Here is a 21,339-nt window from a genome sequence, read left to right as displayed (position 1 = left end):
AAACAATCATAATGAAAACGAACAGACTATTATCTATTATAGCCATTATAGGGCTAACTTTAAACTCATGTAGTGTAGACTCCATAAGAGTTTCAGCAAATGATACAATTACTTATAAGAACATTCCTGTTTCAGATTACAATGCTATTGAAATTTCTAACGATTTTAATGCTTATGTAACATTCTCTGAAACTGAAGAGTCTATTGAAATTGAAGCAAATGAAAACCTTCAAAGCCTAGTAGTTGCTACAATTAAAAATAATAAGCTTACAGTAAAATTAAAAAACAATATACATATTAAAGGCTCAGCAACTTTAAATGTTTATATCACTACAAATTCTATTACAGATTTTAAAGTAGCAGCAGATTCAAAAATATATCTAGAAAATGCTTTAGTTGAAGATGATGTGAAAATTCAGGTTACTGCAGATAGTTTTTTCTCTGGTGAAGTAGATATCTATAACTTAGAACTTAAGTTAGCAGCTGATGCTAAAGCGGATTTATATGGTAGTGTTTCTCAATTAAAAACGAATCTTTCAGCAGATGCTAAACTTTCTGATTATGATTTAGTTGTAGAAGATTTAATAATAGATATGGCAGCAGATTGTGATGCCAATATAACTGTAACCAATACTATTGATATTGATGCTACAGCAGATTGTGTTTTAAGATATAAAGGAAATGCAGATATTATTCATCAGCATTTAACAGCCGATTCTAGAATTAAAAAAATGGATTAACTTTTAGTTCTTCCCTTATACCAAACATTCAAAACCATACCTCCTATAATCAATGCGATACCTAAGAGATTCCAAAACGTGTATATTTCACTAAATAAAAGGACTCCTAAAGAAGCTGTAAAAATAACTTCAACGTATTTTATAGGAGCTATTAGGTTTGTTGTAGCACTCTGGAAAGCTTTGGTCATAAATATTTGACCTATATAACCAAATACACCTAAACTAGATAAGAATAACCATTCTGTTCCTTTAGGTGTTACCCAATTGCCTATGGAAAGAACGCCTCCTAAAACAGTAGCAATAACCATAAAGTAATTAACAATAACAACAGGGTGTTCGCTATTACCTATTTTACTTATAATAACGTAAACTAAACCACTAAGAACAGATGCTAGTAGCACAAGTAATAATCCTGTAGAATGTAATTGTGTATCTAAGCCTTTTAAAACAAGCACTCCAAAAAATGAAATAATAAAAAACAGCCATTGCAATGGTTTTATTTTTTCACGTAATAAAAGAACAGCAAAAATAGCTGCAAATATTGGTGCTAAATACCTTAAAGATACTGCGGTACCAACAGATAGATACTTAACAGACATAAAAAACAATAACATGGAAGTTGCTCCTGTTATAGCTCGCAAAATAAGAAGTTTACTCTTTTTTGCTATAATTGGAATTTTATTTTTTATTAGAAATCCAAAGGTAAAAAACAGCGAACCTAAAGATCTAAAAAACACTATTTGATACGAGTTAACATCCTTTAAATACTTAACCGTAGCATTCATACATGCAAATGCTAAAGTGCTAATTAGCATGAATTTTATAGCTTTTTTAGCGTCCAATACTTCTAGGTTTAAATTTTCGCTTAGAATTAATAAAATAAACACCTGTTAACAGTACAATTGCTGCAATTATAGATTGTGTTGTAATGTGTTCATTTAAAATCCACCAACCTAAAATTAATGCAATAATAGGATTAACATACGTAGAGGTTGCTACTTTTTCAGGGGAAACAACTTGAAGTAAATAATTAAAAGCTGTAAACGCAATAATACTTCCAAATATAATAAGTCCTAACATAGACCATTGTACATTAGTACTCCATGTAGAAGGCAAAGTCCAAGTTTCTCCAAAACAAACACTTGCTATTGCTAGCATAATACCACCAGTAAGCATTTGGTAACCAGTATTAACAAAATAATTTGAAGGTAAATTTGCTTTTCCAACAAATAAACTACCGTAAGCCCAACTAATCATGCAAACAAAAATCATAATCATTCCAGTAATTTGACCTTCTTGACTTATGAGTTGTTTTTGACTTACCAAAAGATAAATACCTATAAAACCTAAAGCGACACCTATATAAGACATCGCAGATATTTTTTTTCCTTGCAGAATACGCATTAAAATAAGGACTACTAATGGTTGTGCAGAAATTTCTAAAGCAGTAAAACCACTATCAACATATTTTAGCGCCCATACAACAACACCATTTCCAAAGGTTAAAAATAGGAACCCTGCAATAATGGTGTTTTTAAATTGCTCTTTAGTAATTGAAATATTAACCTTTAAAATTTTGGCAATAATAAAAATAATAATGCCAGCTACTATAAATCGTATAGATGCTAGTTTAAAAGGAGGTAATTCTGTAACCGCTATTTTATTAAGTAAATAGGTTGAGCCCCAAATAACATATATTGCAAAAAAGGCTAATGCAATTGTAATTGTTTTTCGAGATACACCCATTTTAAAAAATAAGGGTTAATAAAATATAATTTCTAATAGAAAATAATTAAATCTTTTTTACACGAACGGCATTCATTCCTTTTTGTCCGCGCTCTAATTCGTAAGTAACTTTGTCGTTTTCCTCAATAGGTTCAAGGATGCCACTAACATGTACAAAATATTTTTCTTGGTTGATGCTATCTATGATAAAACCAAATCCTTTAGAATGATCGAAAAAAGAAACCTTACCTTCTTTGTTTGCTGGCTCTTCTTCTTCTCTATCTTCTTTTTTAGGAATTCCTAATTCAATACTTTCAGCTTCAACTTTTTCACGCATTGCTGGATCTGGTGGCGTATCGGTTAAATTTCCATTAAAATCTACATAAGCAAATTGAATACCTTGTGGGTTTTCTTTAGCTTCAGCTTTACGAGCTTCTTTCTTTTTTTGCTTTTCCTCTCTCTTTTTTAAGCGTTTTTTTTCTTTTTCTATTTTGTTAAATGTTACTTGCGATTTAGCCATTGTTTACGTAGAATGTTTTTTAAATTTTAGAACGTAAAGATACGCCTTATTTTAAGGATGGAATAATATTATTTAAGCTAAATTACTAAGTTTCTTATTCTTCTGGTGGATATCCAAAAATTTGTTCGAATACTTCATCAAAATTAGAGCGCAAGTAAGCATTTAATTTCTTTCTATAATCGCCTCGTAGCCATTCAACAAAGTTATAAGTGCTTTTGCTAATACATTTAGTATAGCGTTGTATTCTAAAGTCTATATCGTCACCTAACATTTTAGCTAAAGCTAAAGCATCATATACATCTTCACTGTTTTCTATACATATTTTAGCATGTTGTGCTATAGAACGTTCTAAAACAACTTTAGATGATTCCCCATTTCTTATAGAATCAACGTATGTTTTTTGAATATCGAAATAGACATCTTTAGAATTTGAAAACTCAGCACGTAATTCGTCTGGCATTTCATATCTAAAATTGCTTTCTAAATCTTCATCACTTAAAATAGCATCTAAGTAATAATTTGGCGATCTAAATATACGTTGCCAATCTAAATCGTCTCCCCAAGGACCAAAACGGTGGAAGTTATTACCTAAATCGAGTACACTAAATGTTTTCTTGTTTTCTAAAACACGAGAACCACGACCAATCATTTGGTAATAAAGTGTTAACGACTTTGTTGCTCTATTTAAAATAATACAATCTACCGTTGGCTCATCAAAACCTGTGGTTAAAATACTTACCGATGTTAATATTGCATCTGGTGTTTCTTTAAACCATTTTAATATCATGGCTCGTTCTTTTTTACTGTAGGTATTATCTAAATGAGCGACTGGATATCCAGCTCTTTTAAAGGTATCGTATACATGAAGCGATGTGTTAATACCGTTATTAAAAATTAATGTTTTCTTGCCTTTTGCACGTTCTTCGTAAGCTTGTAACAACTTAGAAAGCATGTCGTTAGCTGTATATAAATCTTCAGATGATTTTACCGTATAATCACCATTAGCACCAACAACTAAAGATGTTAAACCTACATTGTAAGAGAACATTTCAGCACGTGCTAAAAATCCATTTTCAATTAAAGATTCTATACTTTCACCTACAATTAATTCATCATAATTATCGGTCATAGGCAGCTCCATACTAGAACTTAGCGGTGTTGCTGTAACACCAAGTATAAATGATTGACTAAAAAATTTAAATAATTTAGTAAATGAGTTATAATGCGCTTCATCAATAATAACTAAACCAATATCAGAAATATCAAGTTTATCATCATTTAATCTATTGTTTAAGGTTTCAACCATAGCCACAAAACAGCTATAGTCTGCTTGATCACTTAAATCTGCCTTACTATCAACCACTTTATTGTGTACACCAAACTCTGTAAGAACCTTAGAGGTTTGTCTACATAATTCAATACGGTGTGTCATTACTAACACCTTTTTTTTGTGGTGTTTAAGATACTGTCTTACAATTTCAGAAAATATAACCGTTTTTCCTCCCCCAGTAGGTAATTGATATAATAAATGATAATCTGCAGGAGATTCTTCAAATGCGGTGAAAATCTTATCAATAGCGCCTTTTTGGTAACTATATAAATCTTTGCCTTCTTTTCTTTCTTCTAATTCGGTTTGCGAAATGGACATGTATCTTAACTTTTAGTAGCGTGCAAAAATAACATCTTTAAAGGGTTTTTAACGACTATTTTCTATTAAAATTTTTAAATGATTTAAACTAAAGTGAAATATTAAATATGATTATGCTTCTTAAATTATTTTAATACAAATTATTACAATAGAACTAAACTTATTTATATTTTTATCTTTTCTAAATTATTAACTGAATTATGCATATAAACGACAAGACAGAAATTAAAGCGTATCAAGCGTCTGAACAACGCTACGACACCATGACTTATAAAAGATCTGGAAAAAGCGGTGTACTTTTACCAGCTATTTCGTTGGGCTTATGGCATAATTTTGGTTTTGTTGATAGTATTCAAAATGCGAGAGATGTTTTGCGTTGTGCTTTCGATTTAGGAATAACCCATTTAGATTTAGCAAATAATTATGGGCCTCCGTATGGTTCAGCTGAAGAAAATTTTGGAACTATTTTTAAAAAAGATTTTCAAAATCATAGAGACGAATTATTCATAGCTTCAAAAGCTGGTTATGATATGTGGTCAGGGCCTTATGGAAATTGGGGTTCTAGAAAATATTTAATATCGAGTTTAGACCAAAGTTTAAAACGCATGGAACTCGATTATGTCGATGTTTTTTATCATCATAGACCAGATCCAGATACGCCTTTAGAAGAAACCATGGGAGCATTGGCAGATATAGTGCGACAAGGAAAAGCCTTGTATGTTGGTATTTCTAATTATCAACCTAAAGAAACCCAAGAAGCAGCAGCTATTTTAAAGCGTTTAAATACACCATTTATATTACATCAAGCACGTTATTCTATGTTTGATCGTTGGGTTGAAGACGGCCTTTTAGATACACTTGAAGAAAACGGTGTGGGTTGTATTACGTTTTCACCATTAGCACAAGGAATGCTTACAAATAAATATTTAAAAGGAATTCCTAAAGATTCTAGAGCAGCTAAAGATTTAACGTTTTTAGATGAAGCAACTGTAGGAAATAATATTGAAAAAATTCAAAAATTAGCTGCTATTGCTGAAGCACGTGGACAAAAACTATCGCAAATGGCTATTGCTTGGATTTTGAGACAACCACAAGTAGCATCGGTGTTAATTGGAGCTAGTTCTCCTAGTCAATTAAAAGAAAATGTAAAAGCGTTAGATAATTTAGGTTTTACTGATGAGGAATTAACATTGATTGATAAAATAGTTAGCTAATTTATTTCACAAATTTCTGTGTTCCAATATTTCCTAAATCATCTTCAATTACAATAAAATAAAATCCTTTTTTTAAGGTTTCTACATTTATTGATTTGGTTTTGTTAAGTTCATTCTCTTGAACCAGCTTTCCGTTTAAATCGAATATTTTGGTTGTAAGATTATTTTTTGATGTATTGATGTTTAGTTTGTCTTTTACAGGATTTGGATAAATTGAATAATTTAATGTTTCATATTTGTTAGTTGAAAGTTGACCATTCCAGAAAGTAGCTTCATCTCCATTTGGTGAATAAATATATAGGTAACATGAATCGCCACTAAGTAGACATGCTATTTCATAGTTATAATTAGTTGTAGCCTTAAAAAAACCAAAATACAAATTTTCAAAATCTGAATCTCCTAAATTACCACAAGTAATTAATGTCGTAGATGTGGAAATAATTGTTAAGGATCGATTAAATTCATCTAAACTAAATAGACCTTCCTTAGTATTACATACCGAAGTATCAAAAGTTAAATTTGATGATTCATTAAAATTTAAAACAATTCGATCACCATTGTCATCAGTTTGTGTTTCATTAATGGTGTTTACATTATAAGTCGTATTATCAATTACTAAACTCTCTAAAAGCCATGAACCAGATAACGGATTGTATTGAGAAAACCCTAAAGACGAAATAATCAAACAAAAAAAGATAAGGTAACTGTTTTTCATAAAACAATATTTTCATTACGCTAAGGTAATAAAAATATTACTCTTTCATAACAATAATAGTTGCTTTTACTCCAGTGGCAAGATTCCATTGGTTAGCAGATACTAAGTTTCCTGCATCATCAACAACTCTAAATTCCGCCGTATTAGGACCAGACGATCCTTGATTTAAGGCTAAAAAATCTATTTTATTAAATCCAGGTTGTAAATCTAACTTAAAACCTTTGAAACCTCCAGACAGAAACACTCTTGCATGTATAATATCATCATTTACAAGAACTTGTATGACATCGCCATCAACGTATCCGTGATCTCGATAAACAACATTTACAAATTTAGCTTTACTTTTAAAATCTCCTAAAAATTGATCGGTTGAACTACCATTGCGTTGTTCTACCTCTTCAGGAGTTAATTTTAAGTTTTCAATATTTTTATTTACTTGCTTTACATACAGCTCACCAGGATTTCCAAATTGTTCTTTTGGAAACATAGAAAACTCTTTTTTAGGTAAATTCAGGTTTGTTGATACTTTTGGAGTGTTTAAATTATCAATATTTTTTGGTGTAATTGTTTTAGGAGATATAGCAATATCTGCATCAATAGAGTCTTTAGGACTTTCTATTGATGGTATTGATATCGATTTATTTCTACTATCTATTTGTGTAAAAGCAGACAGTGTAAAAATAATGAATATAAAAAATGAAAAGTAATACTTCATTGTTATTAGTACTTCTTTAATTATAAGTGCTCGTATAATTAACATCAAATATAATTCTATATGATGAAAACATCAACCATGCATTAAGTATTTAGGAAAAAATTAATACAAATACCGTTCCTAAATATTATTTTACCCATTATATATGATCTTTTCGCCTACCCTATGCTTATAAAAACTGTTAAAATTTGTTAATTCATTACTTTGTTATGCATAGTACTGTAACAAAATTGATTTTATGTCGTCTATCTAGTATAAATCAATTAAAAACAATCAATTATGAGAACTTTAAACAACAACCAATTATCAGGAACACTATTATCAACTAAAAGTAATAACTGGAACAACAAAAGACGTTATAGATAATATAACTTCTATTTTAAACAAAATTTTCATCAATCAATCAATCAATCAATCAAAAAAAACAGAAATCATGAGAACATTAAACAGTAATCAATTAACAGGAACACTAAAAACAACAAAAAGTAATCAGTGGAACTTTAAAAGACGTTACAGATAATTAACATCTTTACTAACCAAAACCTTTAATCAATCAAAAAAAATGAAACCAATTAATAGAATATCTAAGCATATAAACACGATGACTCAAGAAAACTTGTTTACAGGTAGTCGTGTATTAAATTTTCAACCATCACAAACTCTTATTTGGAGAGGTTCAAAACGATATGCTCATTAATTAATTGTCAGTTACTTATGGTATTGTTTTTGTGAATAAGGATTCATATTAACATTTAAATCTATAATTATGAGACAATCAAGACTAATGCCCGAAGTAAATGCAGGCTCTATGGCAGACATTGCATTTTTATTACTCATTTTCTTTTTAGTAACTGCAGCCATCCCTAAAGATAAAGGGATTACGAGAAAACTCCCTACCGAATGTCCGCCAGGAGTTATTTGTGATAGTAAAATAAAAGAACACAACCTTTTACGAATTGTAATTAATAGTAATGATAACATTATGGTAGAAAATGAAATCATTAAAATTGAAGCATTAAAAGATGTTACAAAACAATTTTTAGATAATAATAAAGATGGAAGCTGTAATTATTGCAACGGACAACAGTCTGAAAAGGCATCAGACAACCCTAAAAAAGCTGTGATTTCACTACAAAACGATAGAAACACGAGCTACAATCAGTTTATAGCTGTACAAGATGAATTAACAAAGGCGCTTTTTGAATTAAGAAAAGAGTATACTAAAAATACTTATAACAAACTTCCAGAAGATTTAACGGCAAATGAATTAAAAGAAGTTAAAGAGGCTTATCCGTTTATTCTATCGGAAGCTGAAACTAAATAAATTACTGCACACCCTAAATATATTAAACCCGCAACGTTTTTATAAACCTTGTGGGTTTTTAATTAATAAGCCAAAAGATCTTTTAAAGCAGTTTCAAATTTGTTTTTAGAAAGATATTGTTCTTCTAATTGAGATGCAAACGGAATAGGGGTTTCCATGCTTGCTACACGCTTTACTGGCGCATCAAGATATTCAAAACAATGCTCCATGATACCTGCTGAAATATCACTCGCTATACCTCCAAACAAAGAGTCTTCTTGTAAAATAATTACTCTTCCTGTCTTTTTTACCGAATTATAAATAGTATCTGTATCTAAAGGTTGAAGTGTTCTTAAATCAATAACATCAGCATTAATTGCTCGATTTTTATCTAAAGTTTCTAAGACCCAATGAATTGCTGCTCCATAACTTATTATAGTGACATCATCACCTTCATTTAAAACAGAAGCTTTACCAAATGGTAAGGTATAATAATCTACAGGTACGTCTTGACGAATACTTCTGTACAACCCTTTATGCTCAAAAAACAACACAGGATTTGGGTCGTTAATAGCTGTGTTTAATAAACCTTTAGCATCATACGGAAAAGCTGGATACACCACTTTCAATCCAGGTGTTTTAGTAAACCACGCTTCATTGGTTTGTGAATGAAACGGACCTGCAGCAACGCCACCACCACAAGGCATTCGTATAACAACATCGGCATTTTGATTCCATCTATAATGCGATTTTGCTAAATAGTTTACAATAGGATTAAAGCCCGAACTCACAAAATCGGCAAATTGCATTTCAACAACACTCTTTATTCCGGCAATAGATAAACCCATAGCGGTTTCAACAATGGCCGATTCGCAAATAGGTGTATTTCTAATGCGATCTTTACCAAATTCATCAACAAAACCTTTAGTAATTTTAAAAGCACCGCCATATTCAGCAATATCTTGTCCCATAATAACTAAGTCTTCATGCTGTTGCATACTTTGTTTTAGGCTTTGAGAAACAGCATCAATAAATCGTATTTCCTTTAATTTTGAATTATTTTCAAACACCTGATATTCAAATTCTTGAAACACACCATTTAATTCGATAGTTTTATAAGGAATAATCATTTCCTCATTAAAGGCAACCTCTAAATGTTCATTAATTTCACTCACAATAGCTTCCTTTATAGCAACTTCATCTTCTTCATTTAAAATAGCATTGGTTCTTAAAAAGGATTGGAAATTAATAACAGGATCTTTAGCAGCCCAAGTATCTAAAAGTTCTTGAGGCACATATTTTGTACCACTAGCCTCTTCATGACCACGCATTCTAAAGGTTTTAAATTCTATTAAAACAGGACGCGGGTTTTCGCGAACACTTTCAGCTATAGCTTTAATTTTTGTATAAACCTCAATAATATTATTTCCATCAATAATATGAGATTCCATACCGTAACCTATACCTCTATCGGCAATGTCTTTACAATTGTATTGTTCTATGGTAGGTGTCGATAATCCGTAGCAGTTATTTTCTACACAAAACAAAACAGGAAGTTTCCAAACAGATGCTACATTTAAAGCTTCATGAAAATCGCCTTCACTCGTACCTCCTTCCCCTGTAAAAACAGCGGTTACTTCGTTTTTATTTTTCAATTTTGAAGCTAAAGCAATACCATCTGCTACACCTAGTTGAGGCCCTAAATGCGAAATCATACCCACAATTTTATATTGCTGAGTTCCAAAATGAAAAGAACGATCTCTCCCCTTTGTAAAACCCGATGCTTTACCTTGCCATTGTGCAAATAACCGATACAAAGGAATATTTCTAGTTGTAAAAACACCTAAATTTCGGTGCATAGGCAATATGTATTCGCTATTATTTAAAGCCATAGTAACCCCAACAGCAATAGCTTCTTGCCCAATACCAGAAAACCATTTGCTTATTTTTCCTTGTCGTAATAAAATAAGCATCTTCTCCTCTATCAATCTTGGTTTCAGCATGTTTTTGTACAACTGAATTAAAGTATTGTTATCAAGAAGACCTGTATTGTATTCAATATTAAACGAATAAGACCCTTTTTTCATGAATTTGCAATAATATCTTATCAAATATAACAAAAATGCAAATATGATATTAAAAGTTCTATAAAATTGAAAGTGACAAAATTTACAATGTTTTTGTACATTTGTAATCCATTCAAATTAAATTATTTCGCATGAATATTATTCCAAGTGTCAATTTAAATGATTTCATTTCTAACGATTCTAATAGAAAACAAAAGTTTGTAGACGCTATTGGTAAAGCTTATGAAGAGATTGGCTTTGTAGCATTAAAAGGTCATTTTTTAGATGAAACTTTAGTTGAAAATTTATACAAAGAAGTGAAAAACTTTTTTGATTTACCTGTTGAAACAAAACAAGCCTACGAAATCCCTGGAATTGGAGGGCAACGTGGTTATGTGTCGTTTGGAAAAGAAAGCGCTAAAGGTAAAAAAGAAGGCGATTTAAAAGAGTTTTGGCATTTTGGTCAATATATTGAAGATGATGATAAATTAAAAGCCGAATATCCAGATAACGTTCTTGTTAAAGAGCTTCCTGAGTTTAATAAAGTTGGAAAGGAAGCTTACCAAATGCTTGAAAAAACTGCAAAATATGTATTACGAGCTTTAGCCTTGCATTTAGGTTTAGATGAAATGTATTTTGATAACTACATTCATAATGGAAATTCTATATTACGACCTATTCATTACCCACCTATAACACAAGAACCAGATGAAGCTGTTCGTGCAGCAGCACATGGAGACATTAACTTAATAACGCTTTTAATGGGCGCGCAAGGAAGAGGTTTACAGGTTCAAAATCACGAAGGCGAATGGATTGACGCCATTGCAGAAGCTGATGAACTTATGATTAATGTAGGCGATATGCTTTCTAGACATACTAACAATAAATTAAAATCGACTATTCATCGCGTTATAAATCCGCCTAAAGAACTTTGGGGAACATCTCGTTATTCTATTCCGTTTTTTATGCACCCTATAAGCGATATGAAATTAAATGTTTTAGACGGTTGCGTAGATGAAGAAAACCCAAAAGCATTTGAAGATATTACTGCTGGTGAATTTTTAACGGAGCGTTTAATAGAATTAGGATTGATAAAAAAATAATTTAATGGATTTACAAGACCAACTAAAAAACCTATTTCCAGATCATGTTGAAGAAGAAGTTGCTGAAAATATTGATGATGCTTCACAAATATGGATGCAAGACGATCCTTTGATTTGTAAATACGAAAAGCGCAAAGGCAAGCCTATTACCATTATAGAAGGCTATACAGGTGCTAACGAGGATTTTAAAATTCTTGCTAAAGAAATAAAAACCAAATTAAGTGTTGGAGGTAGTTTTAAAGACGATAAAATAATTATTCAAGGTGATTATCGCGATAAAATTATGCAGATGCTAAAAGATAAAGGTTTTTTAGTTAAACGTGTAGGAGGTTGATTTTATATGGATAAAAAAACACTTCATATAACAAATGGGACCGTTTTAACTAACTTTTTGAATGAATTAAACGTTGATGGAGATAAACTTACTTGGCAAGAAATGCTTTGTGAAGGACCAACTACAGAGCAAGTATATTCAGAAAAATTCATTGAACTTAGAAAGACATTTTTTAGCTCTCATTACGATATAGATCTAGATATTTCAGAAATAAATGGAGAATTAGACAAATTAAATCATATAGAAAACTATTCTGAGATTGTACTTTGGTTTGAATACGATTTGTTTTGCCACATTAACCTAATAGCAGTTATTAGCTTAATTCTGCAAAAAAAGATAACACTTCCTTTATTTTTGGTAACTAGTGGAAGAGTTAGAGGAAGTAAAAACTTAAAAGGTTTGAGCGAACTAAACTCAGGTAATTTACTAAAGCATTATCGAGATAAAGTAAAACTTACTCCCGAAGATATAGATTTAGCAAAAACTATCTGGGGTATTTACTGCGGAAAAGACCATAATTTACTAAAACCTTATATAGTAAAAAGTTCTTCTTTTATTTACCTAAACAGCTGTTTAAAAGCTCATTTAGAGCGTTTTCCATACACTAAAGATGGCTTAAATAATATAGAGCGTAATATTTTAGAAATTATAAGAGATACTAATATAAAATCGTATCATCATTTATTGGGTTATGCGCTTAACTACCAAGGTTATTATGGTTATGGCGATTTACAAATATCTAGAATTATAGACAAGCTTAAAATTTTCATTATCGAAAGTGATGAAAGTTTAAAACTAAACAGAAAAGGTTTTGAAGCTTTATTAGGCAAACACAACTTTGCTAAAGAAATTGATAATAACATAAAATACGGAGGTGTTTATAAATTCGATTTTCAATTCAATAAAAAACTGAACAAACTTGTAAAAACAATTCATAATGCCAATTAAAGAATCGGAACTGATATTAAACCCAGATGGTAGTATTTATCATTTAAATTTAAAACCCGAACAAGTTGCAAAAACTATTATTCTAGTTGGCGATCAAGATCGTGTTGAAAAAGTATCTAAACATTTTGATACTATTGAATTTAAAACTCAGAAAAGAGAATTTAAAACACATACAGGAAGGTATAAAGGAAAACGAATTTCAGTTGTTTCTACAGGAATAGGTCCTGATAATATTGATATAGTTTTAAATGAATTGGATGCACTTTTTAATATTGATTTAAATACAAGACAGCCAAAAGAAACCCTCACAAAATTAGATATAATAAGAATTGGAACGTCAGGGTCTTTACAAAAAGACATTCCTGTTGATGCATTTGTTTTAAGTACACATGGCTTAGATTTAAATGGGATGCTTCACTCCTATCAAATAGAAACTATTAATAATCCAGCTATTGAAGATGCCTTTATAAAACATACTAATTGGGATGCACAAAAGGCTAGACCTCTTGTAATAATAAATAGTGTCGATTTAGAAAAAAAGCTAGAAAGCGACATAAGCTTTAAAGGTTTAACTGCTACTGCTGGTGGTTTTTACGGCCCTCAAGGTCGCGTATTACGTTTGCCAGTTCAAGATGCTAGTTTAAATCATAACATGGATACATTTAATTTTGATGGTATAAGAATTTCAAATTTTGAAATGGAAACTTCTGCTATTTACGGTTTGTCTAAACTTTTAGGACATAATGCCGTATCTTTAAATGCTATTATAGCTAATAGAGCTACTGGAGATTTTAGTAAAAACCCTAGAAAAACTATAGAGAACCTTATTCTATATACATTAAATAAAATTGTTGAATAATCTAGATTGATTACATGAAGAACGTAAAAATAGGTGGTGTACCAGAACATTTTAATTTATCATGGTACCTAACCTTAAAAAATGGCGAATATAAAGAAGAAGGTATTAATTTACGTTGGCAAGATTACCATGGAGGAACTGGTGCTATGTGTAAAGCGCTTCGTGAAAAAGAAATAGATATTGCAGTTATTCTTACCGAAGGTATTATTAAAGATATAATTGCAGGAAACCCAAGTAAAATTGTGCAAACTTTTGTGCAAACACCTTTAAATTGGGGTATTCATGTGGCTCATAATTCACCTTATAAAAACATTGAAGATTTAAAAGGAACAAAAGCTGCCATAAGTCGATATGGCTCAGGATCTCATTTAATGGCCTATATTAATGCTCAAAATAATGAATGGGATTTAGAAAAGGACTTAAACTTTGAAGTTATTAAAAATTTAGATGGTGCCGTCGAAGGTTTAACCAATGGAGCAGCCGATTATTTTATGTGGGAGAAATTCACGACAAAGCCATTGGTAGATAATGGCACTTTTAGACGTATTGGTAATTGTCCGTCTCCATGGCCATGTTTTGTTATTGCGGTTCGCGAAGATTTTATCGAATCTAATAAAAATGAATTAAAAACTATTCTAGATATTATTAATAATACAACTTTAGACTTTAAGGATATACCTAGTATAGATAAAACCATAGCTAACCGTTACGAGCAGCAACTTGAAGACGTTCAAGAATGGTTAAGCATTACAGAGTGGTCTCAAAATTTAATTGCTAAAAAAACCATTATGAATGTCCAAAAACAATTATTTGCTTTGAATATCATTCCTGAGGTTGTTGAATATGAAAAGCTTACTTATAAGCTTTAACTCCATATTAAAGAATATTCGAGTCCTTAAATAAATGTTAATAATTTAACCAATTATATCAATACAATATTAATATTTCTATTTTTGATTTTTAACAAAAATTACACATGAAAAAACTACTATTATTATCTGTAGCAATAGCTATGATTGCTTGTAAAACAGAACCTAAAGACTATGTAACATTATCTGGTAAAATTACAGATAAGAATAGTGATTCTATTGTTATAAGAACACGTACTTTCTCAAAAACTATTAAAGTAAATGAAGATGGTACTTTTAGCGATACTTTAAAAGTAGAAGCAGGATTTTACAACTTTTTTGATGGAAATGAATCTACAAATCTATTTCTTAAAAACGGATATGATTTAAATATAAATTTAGACACTAAAGAATTTGATGAATCTTTAGCATATTCAGGAAATGGAGCAGAAACTAATAATTATCTAGCAAAAAAAGCTTTATTACAAGAAAGTCTATTTAGTGCTGCACTTTTTGATTTAGAAGAAGACGCTTTTACAAAGAAAACAACAGAAATTAAGGATGAGTTTTTAAATTTATTAGAAAGTTCTAAAGGATTAGATTCTTTAGTTGTAGCTCAAGACAAAGCTAATATAGAAAATTTACCACAAGGACTACTTGGAGCATATAAACAGCAAAAAGCAAGAACAAATCAATTTGCTGATTTTAAAGGAAAACCATCGCCTTCTTTTGAAAATTATGAAAATTACAAAGGAGGAACGACTTCTTTATCTGATTTAAAAGGCAAATATGTATATATTGATGTTTGGGCAACTTGGTGTGGACCATGTAAAGCTGAAATACCTTCATTGAAAAAAGTTGAAGAAGCATACCATGGTAAGAATATAGAATTTGTAAGTATTTCTGTTGATAATGGTAGAGGTTTTCAAGGGAAAACACCAGAAGAAAAAATGGCTGCATCAAAAGTAGGCTGGAAAAAAATGATTGCAGAAAAAGAAATGGGAGGTATTCAATTATTTTCTAATGACGGTTTTAAATCAGATTTTGTACAAGACTATAAAATTAACAGTATCCCTAGATTTATATTAATAGATCCAGCTGGTAATGTGGTTAATGCTGATGCACCAAGACCATCAAGTCCTAAACTAATAGAAGTATTTAATTCATTAAATATTTAGAACAAACATATCTAACAAAATAAAAATACCGCTTTATAGCGGCATTTTTATTTTAATTACTTTTTTCTTCTTGTGAAGCTTCATCAACAACTTCTTGAGGTGGTTCTGGCTGCTTAAATAAATCAATATAAGCTTCTCCAAGATATTCAATAATATGACTTGCTATTAAGCTTTGATATCCAAAATATTCAACAGCTATATCGGCAGCTCTTCCGTGTAAATAAACACCAAAAATGGCGGCAGATAAGTGATCATATCCTTGAGAAATTAATCCTGTTATAATTCCTGTTAAAACATCTCCACTACCAGCTGTAGCAAGTCCTGGATTTCCCGTTGTATTAACATATAGTTTATCTTGATATATAGTAATACTATTAGCTCCTTTTATTACAATAATAACATCATACTTTTTAGAAAATTTTTTGACTTTACTAAGTTTATCAAAATCATCATTCCAGACACCTATTAAGCGTTCTAATTCTTTAGGATGTGGTGTTAAAACAGTTTGAGCAGGTAGTAATTTTAATAAGGTTTTCTTTTTAGAAAGTATATTAATACCATCGGCATCAATAACCAATGGTGTTTTATTAGTTTTTAAAAACGTTTCAAAAGCTTTTGCAGTTTTAGAATTAGTTCCTGCTCCTATTCCAATACCAATAACGGTTGGTTCTATTTTAAATTTTATAGCTGTAATTTTCTCTTCATCTACATCAGTAATAACCATAGCTTCAGGAAACGACGATTGCAAAACAGTATATCCGCATTTTGGAACAAAAGCAGAAATTAAACCTGCACCAATAGATAAAGCAGCTCTACTAGCTAAAGTTACAGCTCCTATTTTTCCGTAGCTCCCTCCTATTATTAAACTATGTCCAAATTGCCCTTTATGAGAAAACCTTTCTCGTGGTATGTACATTGGTAAAACATCATGCTTACCAATTAAATCTACTTCTGTAGTAGTTTCAAATAAAAACTGAGGGTCTAAACCAATATCTAACACTTCCCATTGCACTGTATATTTAGCTGTTTCAGGTAAAAAGAAAACTAATTTAGGTGAAGCAAAACTTAATGTGTAACCTGCCCAAACAACAGCGTCTTCATCAGTTATAGCAGTATCTGTACTTAAACCAGATGGAATATCAATAGATAAAGTAAAAGCTTTAGTTTCTCTAAAATGCATAAATAAGGCTTTAACCCAATCGTCTATTGGTCGGTTTAAACCTATTCCAAAAACAGCATCTACAATAATATCATCTGGTTGTATTACTGGCTGTATTTCAAGAAAATCATCGGAACAACTTAAAAGTTTTGGCCATTTTTTAGTGACGTTTTTAATACGATCATAATTAATTAAAAAGTCTTTAGAACGCTTGTCACTACAATTAATAATATAAGTATTTACGTTATAACCGTGTATAATTAAATGTCTTGCTAGTACTAAACCATCACCTCCATTATTACCAATGCCACAAAACACATGAATAGGCACTTGAGCTCCCTGCATGCGCATATGAATCCAATTAAAAATTTGTTCCCCAGCACGTTCCATTAAATCGGTTGAGGATATATTTTGCCTTTCAGCTGTTAGCGCATCGCCTTTGTAAATTTGTTCTTTAGAAAATATCTTCATTAGTTTTTTTATTGATTTTTCAATACTTAATTATATTCTTCTCTTTTTTTAAATGAAATTAGCTTCAATATAAGAATACTGTAAAAAAAAAGTTTTAGTTTTTTTATAAGGCTAAAAGTAATACTTTTGATTTGTATTATTATAGATATAATGAATCATTTAATCCAAAATACAAGCATCATTATTCCTTTTTTCACAAAAGGAAACACGTCTATTTTTGGAACAACTACAATTACTAGAACCCTTTGGGGTTGCTAACTATATACTCTTCGGGCATTCTTTGTAATTATACCAATTACAATATTTTAAATTATTATTTCAATTATCAATTCATTAAAAAATGAAGGTTTTAAAATTTGGAGGAACTTCAGTAGGATCCTCAAAAAATATAAATAACGTTATTAGTATTTTAGAAAAATATGCTAATACAGATTCTGTAGTATGTGTCGTTTCAGCTGTTGGAGGTATCACAGACAAACTACTTTTAGCTGGTAAACAAGCACAAAATAAAGAGACAAATTATATAGACACTTTTAATCTTATTAAGGATATTCATTTTACTATTATAAATGAACTCAATCCTAATGAAAGTAATACCATTATAGAGTATGTTGATGGAAAATTAAGTGATCTTAAAAATTTATTAGATGGTATTTATTTAATAAATGAATTATCACCTAAAACATCAGATAAATTAGTGAGTTTTGGAGAATTGTTATCTTCGTTTATCATTGCTGAAACTATGAAAAATCGTGGTTTATCTGCAGATCGTAAAAACTCTCACGAATTAATGATTACCAATTCTAATTTCACAAAAGCTGAAGTTAATTATAGTATCACTAATAAAAACATTCAAGATTATTTTAAATCAGTTTCACAACAAATTACAATTCTTCCTGGTTTTGTTTCAAAATCGGTTGTTGGAGAGCAAACAACTCTAGGTCGTGGAGGTTCAGACTTTACAGCTGCTATTGTTGCTGCCGCATTAAACGTAGAGCAGTTAGAAATTTGGACAGATGTAAGCGGTATGTTTACTACCAACCCAAAACTAGTAAAACAAGCCTACCCTATTGATAAAATATCGTATCAAGAAGCTATGGAATTGTCGCATTTTGGCGCAAAAGTATTATATCCTCCAACAGTTCAACCTGTGTTGGATTTACAAATTCCTATTCATATAAAAAACACTTTAGAACCAGAAGCGGTTGGAACTATTATCTCTAATGATGAAACAAACTCCACGTCTCCAGTGAAAGGTATTAGTAATATTTCAAATATTGCTTTACTTACGCTACAAGGAAGTGGTATGGTGGGTATTCCTGGTTTTTCTAAGCGTTTATTTGAAACCTTATCTCAGGAGAAAATCAATATTATCATGATTACACAAGCCTCTTCAGAACATTCTATCTGTTTAGGTATTGACGACAAAGAATCTGATGCTGCTAAAACAGCTATTGATGCTGCTTTTGAGAACGAAATTGCTTTACATAAAATAGATCCTATTATTGTAGAAAAGAACCTTTCTATTATTGCTTTAGTGGGTGATAACATGAAAAACCACCAAGGTATTAGCGGAAAAATGTTTAGCACATTAGGTAAAAACAATATTAATATTAGAGCCATTGCTCAAGGCGCTTCAGAAAAGAATATATCTGCTGTTATTTCAGAAAATGATGTAAAAAAAGCACTTAACACGTTACACGAGCAGTTTTTTGAAGCTAAAACAAAACAACTGAATGTATTTATTACAGGTGTTGGTAATGTTGGTGAGAAATTAGTAGAACAAATACACCAACAACGCAAATACCTTAAAGAAAATCTTAAAATCAACTTAAGAATTGCTGGATTATCTAATTCTAGAAAAATGATTTTTGATGAAGGAGGTATCGACTTAAAAAATTGGAAAGACCTTTTAGCAAATGGAGAAACAGCTACTTTAGATGGCTTTTTTGATAAGACAAAATCATTAAATTTACGCAATAGTATTTTTGTTGATGTTACCGCTAATAAAGATGTTGCTAGTTTATACGCAAACTATTTACGAGAAAGTATTGGTGTTGTTGCTTGTAATAAAATAGCCTGTTCAAGTGAATACGAAAACTATAAATTATTAAAACGTTTATCACTTAAATACAATGCCCCTTACCTATTTGAAACCAATGTTGGTGCTGGTTTACCAATTATTGATACATTAAACAACTTAATTGCTTCTGGCGATAAAGTAAAATCTATTCATGCGGTATTGTCGGGTAGTTTAAACTTTGTTTTTAATAATTTTAATGATACAACCAAGTTTCACGATATTGTAAAACAAGCTGGAGCTGAAGGTTATACCGAACCAGATCCTAGAATTGATTTAAGTGGTGTAGATGTTGCTAGAAAAATACTGATTTTAGCAAGAGAAAGCGGAATGGAAATGAATTTAGAAGATATTGAGAATACACCTTTCTTATCTGAATCAGGCGTAAAAAGTGATACTGTTGATGATTTCTATGAAACTTTAATAACAGATGAAGCACACTACCAAAGTTTATTTGCTTCCGCGAAAGCGAATAAAAGTCAGTTAAAATATGTAGCTGCTTTAAATAACGGAAAAGCGAGTGTGAGTTTACAAGAAATTCCTGAAGGACATCCATTTTATAATTTAAAAGGAAGTGATAATATCGTGATGTTTTATACAGAGCGTTACCCAGAACAACCTATGATTATTAAAGGAGCAGGTGCTGGAGCCGATGTTACTGCTTCTGGATTGTTTGCAGATATTATTAGAATTGGAAATGATTAAAGTATGAACGAAATAAAAATATTTTCACCAGCAACTGTTGCTAATGTCGCGTGTGGCTTTGATGTCTTAGGCTTTTGTTTAGATAGTGTTGGTGATGATATGGTCATTAGAAAAACCGACAAAAAAGGGATTTATATCACCAAAATTGAAGGTTTTGATTTGCCATACGAAGCAGAATTAAATGTAGCTGGTGTTTCGGCATTGACTATGTATGAAGATGCTAAACCCGATTGTGGATTTGAAATTGAAATATACAAAAATATAAAACCAGGAAGTGGTATTGGTAGTAGCGCTGCAAGTGCTGTTGGAAGTGTTTTTGGAATGAATGAACTTTTAGGACGCCCATACAATAAAACGCAACTTACTGAATTTGCCATTAAAGGAGAAGCTATAGCAAGTAAATGTGAACATGCAGATAACCTTGCGCCTGCTATGTTTGGAGGTTTTACATTAGTAAAAAGCTTAAAACCGATGGAGATATTACAAATTCCTGCTCCAGATGATTTGTATGCGACTATTATTCATCCACAAATTGAAATTAAAACATCGGAGTCTAGAGCTGTTTTACCTAAGCAAGTTTCTTTAACGGATGCGATTACGCAATGGTCTAACTTAGGAAGTTTGGTACATGCATTACATACAAGTGATTATGATTTAATTAAAAATTCACTTCACGATGTTATTATAGAACCACATAGAAGTAAGTTGATTCCTCATTATGATGATGTTAAAGCTGAAGTATTAAAAGCAGGTGCTTTAGGGGCTTGTATCTCTGGTTCTGGACCTTCAATTTTTTCATTAAGTAAAGGATTAGAAACCGCTAAAAATGTGGAATCTGCCATGAGAAGTGTATATATTAAAACAGGCATTGAATTTGATATTCATGTTTCCAAGATTAATGCTGAGGGGATTAAAATAAAGTAAGACAGAAGACAGAAGATTGAAGACGCGAAGGGAATCGCATCATAAAAATAAAGTTAAGAATAACTAATAAACAGATTCCTGCCT

Annotated in this window: 20 protein-coding genes; 12 read left to right on the top strand and 8 right to left on the bottom strand. The window is 30.9% G+C overall.

The annotated features are described in order from the left end of the window. Window positions 1-11: 11 nt before the first annotated feature. A complete protein-coding gene (locus tag ACH5TX_RS18530; protein ID WP_439340982.1) occupies window positions 12-740 on the top strand; it encodes a GIN domain-containing protein in 729 nt (242 codons plus the stop codon). Here the strand turns inward: ACH5TX_RS18530 and ACH5TX_RS18525 are convergent. The 4 genes from ACH5TX_RS18525 to ACH5TX_RS18510 form a co-directional block, all read right to left on the bottom strand. After that, the gene (locus tag ACH5TX_RS18525) at window positions 737-1,582 is read right to left on the bottom strand and encodes a DMT family transporter (RefSeq protein WP_439340981.1); all 846 of its coding nucleotides are present in this window, start codon (window positions 1,580-1,582) and stop codon (window positions 737-739) included. The two genes, ACH5TX_RS18530 and ACH5TX_RS18525, sit on opposite strands and share 4 nt — an antisense overlap. Then, window positions 1,572-2,486: an EamA family transporter gene (locus ACH5TX_RS18520; protein WP_439340980.1), complete on the bottom strand. Its 915-nt coding sequence runs from the start codon at window positions 2,484-2,486 to the stop codon at window positions 1,572-1,574. The genes ACH5TX_RS18525 and ACH5TX_RS18520 overlap by 11 nt, the downstream gene beginning before the upstream one ends. Window positions 2,487-2,532: 46 nt before the next feature. Next, window positions 2,533-2,985: a cold-shock protein gene (locus ACH5TX_RS18515; RefSeq protein ID WP_415862312.1), complete on the bottom strand. Its 453-nt coding sequence runs from the start codon at window positions 2,983-2,985 to the stop codon at window positions 2,533-2,535. Window positions 2,986-3,079: 94 nt separating this feature from the next. After that, window positions 3,080-4,633: a DEAD/DEAH box helicase gene (locus tag ACH5TX_RS18510; RefSeq protein WP_439340979.1), complete on the bottom strand. Its 1,554-nt coding sequence runs from the start codon at window positions 4,631-4,633 to the stop codon at window positions 3,080-3,082. A gap of 200 nt (window positions 4,634-4,833) precedes the next feature. Between ACH5TX_RS18510 and mgrA the strand changes: the two genes are divergently transcribed. Then, window positions 4,834-5,847, top strand: a complete 1,014-nt coding sequence (gene mgrA, locus ACH5TX_RS18505; protein ID WP_439340978.1) for an L-glyceraldehyde 3-phosphate reductase — start codon at window positions 4,834-4,836, stop codon at window positions 5,845-5,847. A gap of 1 nt (window position 5,848) precedes the next feature. Here mgrA and ACH5TX_RS18500 read toward each other — a convergent pair whose 3' ends face one another. Next, window positions 5,849-6,562, bottom strand: coding sequence for a T9SS type A sorting domain-containing protein (locus ACH5TX_RS18500; protein WP_439340977.1), 714 nt, complete (start codon window positions 6,560-6,562; stop codon window positions 5,849-5,851). Window positions 6,563-6,599: 37 nt separating this feature from the next. Beyond that, a complete protein-coding gene (locus tag ACH5TX_RS18495; RefSeq protein ID WP_439340976.1) occupies window positions 6,600-7,277 on the bottom strand; it encodes a hypothetical protein in 678 nt (225 codons plus the stop codon). Between the two features lie 562 nt (window positions 7,278-7,839). Here ACH5TX_RS18495 and ACH5TX_RS18490 point away from each other — a divergent pair. Both ACH5TX_RS18490 and ACH5TX_RS18485 read left to right on the top strand, forming a co-directional pair. Further along, complete coding sequence (locus tag ACH5TX_RS18490; protein WP_439335623.1) at window positions 7,840-7,974, top strand: hypothetical protein; 135 nt, start codon at window positions 7,840-7,842, stop codon at window positions 7,972-7,974. 69 nt (window positions 7,975-8,043) lie between these two features. Beyond that, on the top strand, window positions 8,044-8,601 hold the full coding sequence (locus ACH5TX_RS18485) for an ExbD/TolR family protein (RefSeq protein ID WP_439340975.1): 558 nt from the start codon (window positions 8,044-8,046) through the stop codon (window positions 8,599-8,601). Window positions 8,602-8,663: 62 nt separating this feature from the next. On the opposite strand, the gene ACH5TX_RS18480 is transcribed toward ACH5TX_RS18485, so the two are convergent. Then, on the bottom strand, window positions 8,664-10,667 hold the full coding sequence (locus ACH5TX_RS18480) for an alpha-ketoacid dehydrogenase subunit alpha/beta (protein WP_439340974.1): 2,004 nt from the start codon (window positions 10,665-10,667) through the stop codon (window positions 8,664-8,666). A gap of 131 nt (window positions 10,668-10,798) precedes the next feature. Between ACH5TX_RS18480 and ACH5TX_RS18475 the strand changes: the two genes are divergently transcribed. The 6 genes from ACH5TX_RS18475 (at window position 10,799) to ACH5TX_RS18450 (ending at window position 15,916) form a co-directional block, all read left to right on the top strand. Next, the gene (locus ACH5TX_RS18475; protein WP_439340973.1) at window positions 10,799-11,749 is read left to right on the top strand and encodes an isopenicillin N synthase family dioxygenase; all 951 of its coding nucleotides are present in this window, start codon (window positions 10,799-10,801) and stop codon (window positions 11,747-11,749) included. A 4-nt stretch (window positions 11,750-11,753) separates the two neighbouring features. After that, window positions 11,754-12,083, top strand: coding sequence for a translation initiation factor (locus ACH5TX_RS18470; protein WP_439340972.1), 330 nt, complete (start codon window positions 11,754-11,756; stop codon window positions 12,081-12,083). A 57-nt stretch (window positions 12,084-12,140) separates the two neighbouring features. Then, window positions 12,141-13,031 carry a DUF1835 domain-containing protein gene (locus ACH5TX_RS18465; RefSeq protein ID WP_439340971.1) on the top strand — a complete coding sequence of 297 codons (891 nt, stop codon included), beginning with the start codon at window positions 12,141-12,143 and terminating at the stop codon, window positions 13,029-13,031. Beyond that, window positions 13,021-13,890, top strand: a complete 870-nt coding sequence (locus ACH5TX_RS18460; RefSeq protein WP_439340970.1) for a nucleoside phosphorylase — start codon at window positions 13,021-13,023, stop codon at window positions 13,888-13,890. The genes ACH5TX_RS18465 and ACH5TX_RS18460 overlap by 11 nt, the downstream gene beginning before the upstream one ends. Window positions 13,891-13,904: 14 nt before the next feature. Next, window positions 13,905-14,759 (top strand): substrate-binding domain-containing protein, encoded by an 855-nt coding sequence (locus ACH5TX_RS18455; RefSeq protein WP_439340969.1) that lies wholly within the window; start codon window positions 13,905-13,907, stop codon window positions 14,757-14,759. Between the two features lie 107 nt (window positions 14,760-14,866). Next, window positions 14,867-15,916: a redoxin family protein gene (locus ACH5TX_RS18450; RefSeq protein WP_439340968.1), complete on the top strand. Its 1,050-nt coding sequence runs from the start codon at window positions 14,867-14,869 to the stop codon at window positions 15,914-15,916. Between the two features lie 52 nt (window positions 15,917-15,968). On the opposite strand, the gene ACH5TX_RS18445 is transcribed toward ACH5TX_RS18450, so the two are convergent. Then, window positions 15,969-17,546, bottom strand: a complete 1,578-nt coding sequence (locus ACH5TX_RS18445) for an NAD(P)H-hydrate dehydratase (protein WP_439340967.1) — start codon at window positions 17,544-17,546, stop codon at window positions 15,969-15,971. A gap of 340 nt (window positions 17,547-17,886) precedes the next feature. On the opposite strand from ACH5TX_RS18445, the gene thrA reads away from it, so the two are divergent. Both thrA and ACH5TX_RS18435 read left to right on the top strand, forming a co-directional pair. Beyond that, window positions 17,887-20,331, top strand: a complete 2,445-nt coding sequence (thrA, locus tag ACH5TX_RS18440) for a bifunctional aspartate kinase/homoserine dehydrogenase I (RefSeq protein ID WP_439340966.1) — start codon at window positions 17,887-17,889, stop codon at window positions 20,329-20,331. A gap of 3 nt (window positions 20,332-20,334) precedes the next feature. After that, window positions 20,335-21,255: a homoserine kinase gene (locus ACH5TX_RS18435; RefSeq protein WP_439340965.1), complete on the top strand. Its 921-nt coding sequence runs from the start codon at window positions 20,335-20,337 to the stop codon at window positions 21,253-21,255. The last annotated feature ends 84 nt before the right edge of the window (window positions 21,256-21,339 follow it).

The organism is Thalassobellus citreus (genome assembly GCF_044385915.1).
In the GTDB taxonomy this organism is placed as follows: domain Bacteria; phylum Bacteroidota; class Bacteroidia; order Flavobacteriales; family Flavobacteriaceae; genus Thalassobellus; species Thalassobellus citreus.
The sequence above is the reverse complement of the archived record's forward strand: the minus strand, read 5'-3'. Positions and strand labels throughout refer to the sequence as shown.

Excerpts from the sequence above, each read along its gene's own strand:
- ACH5TX_RS18530 (WP_439340982.1), top strand. The coding sequence starts at position 12 with ATGAAAACGAACAGACTATTATCTATTATAGCCATTATAGGGCTAACT.
- ACH5TX_RS18520 (WP_439340980.1), bottom strand. The coding sequence starts at position 2,486 with ATGGGTGTATCTCGAAAAACAATTACAATTGCATTAGCCTTTTTTGCA.
- ACH5TX_RS18515 (WP_415862312.1), bottom strand. The coding sequence starts at position 2,985 with ATGGCTAAATCGCAAGTAACATTTAACAAAATAGAAAAAGAAAAAAAA.
- ACH5TX_RS18510 (WP_439340979.1), bottom strand. The coding sequence starts at position 4,633 with ATGTCCATTTCGCAAACCGAATTAGAAGAAAGAAAAGAAGGCAAAGAT.
- mgrA (WP_439340978.1), top strand. The coding sequence starts at position 4,834 with ATGCATATAAACGACAAGACAGAAATTAAAGCGTATCAAGCGTCTGAA.
- ACH5TX_RS18500 (WP_439340977.1), bottom strand. The coding sequence starts at position 6,562 with ATGAAAAACAGTTACCTTATCTTTTTTTGTTTGATTATTTCGTCTTTA.
- ACH5TX_RS18495 (WP_439340976.1), bottom strand. The coding sequence starts at position 7,277 with ATGAAGTATTACTTTTCATTTTTTATATTCATTATTTTTACACTGTCT.
- ACH5TX_RS18490 (WP_439335623.1), top strand. The coding sequence starts at position 7,840 with ATGAAACCAATTAATAGAATATCTAAGCATATAAACACGATGACTCAA.
- ACH5TX_RS18485 (WP_439340975.1), top strand. The coding sequence starts at position 8,044 with ATGAGACAATCAAGACTAATGCCCGAAGTAAATGCAGGCTCTATGGCA.
- ACH5TX_RS18480 (WP_439340974.1), bottom strand. The coding sequence starts at position 10,667 with ATGAAAAAAGGGTCTTATTCGTTTAATATTGAATACAATACAGGTCTT.
- ACH5TX_RS18475 (WP_439340973.1), top strand. The coding sequence starts at position 10,799 with ATGAATATTATTCCAAGTGTCAATTTAAATGATTTCATTTCTAACGAT.
- ACH5TX_RS18470 (WP_439340972.1), top strand. The coding sequence starts at position 11,754 with ATGGATTTACAAGACCAACTAAAAAACCTATTTCCAGATCATGTTGAA.
- ACH5TX_RS18460 (WP_439340970.1), top strand. The coding sequence starts at position 13,021 with ATGCCAATTAAAGAATCGGAACTGATATTAAACCCAGATGGTAGTATT.
- ACH5TX_RS18455 (WP_439340969.1), top strand. The coding sequence starts at position 13,905 with ATGAAGAACGTAAAAATAGGTGGTGTACCAGAACATTTTAATTTATCA.
- ACH5TX_RS18450 (WP_439340968.1), top strand. The coding sequence starts at position 14,867 with ATGAAAAAACTACTATTATTATCTGTAGCAATAGCTATGATTGCTTGT.
- ACH5TX_RS18445 (WP_439340967.1), bottom strand. The coding sequence starts at position 17,546 with ATGAAGATATTTTCTAAAGAACAAATTTACAAAGGCGATGCGCTAACA.
- thrA (WP_439340966.1), top strand. The coding sequence starts at position 17,887 with ATGAAGGTTTTAAAATTTGGAGGAACTTCAGTAGGATCCTCAAAAAAT.
- ACH5TX_RS18435 (WP_439340965.1), top strand. The coding sequence starts at position 20,335 with ATGAACGAAATAAAAATATTTTCACCAGCAACTGTTGCTAATGTCGCG.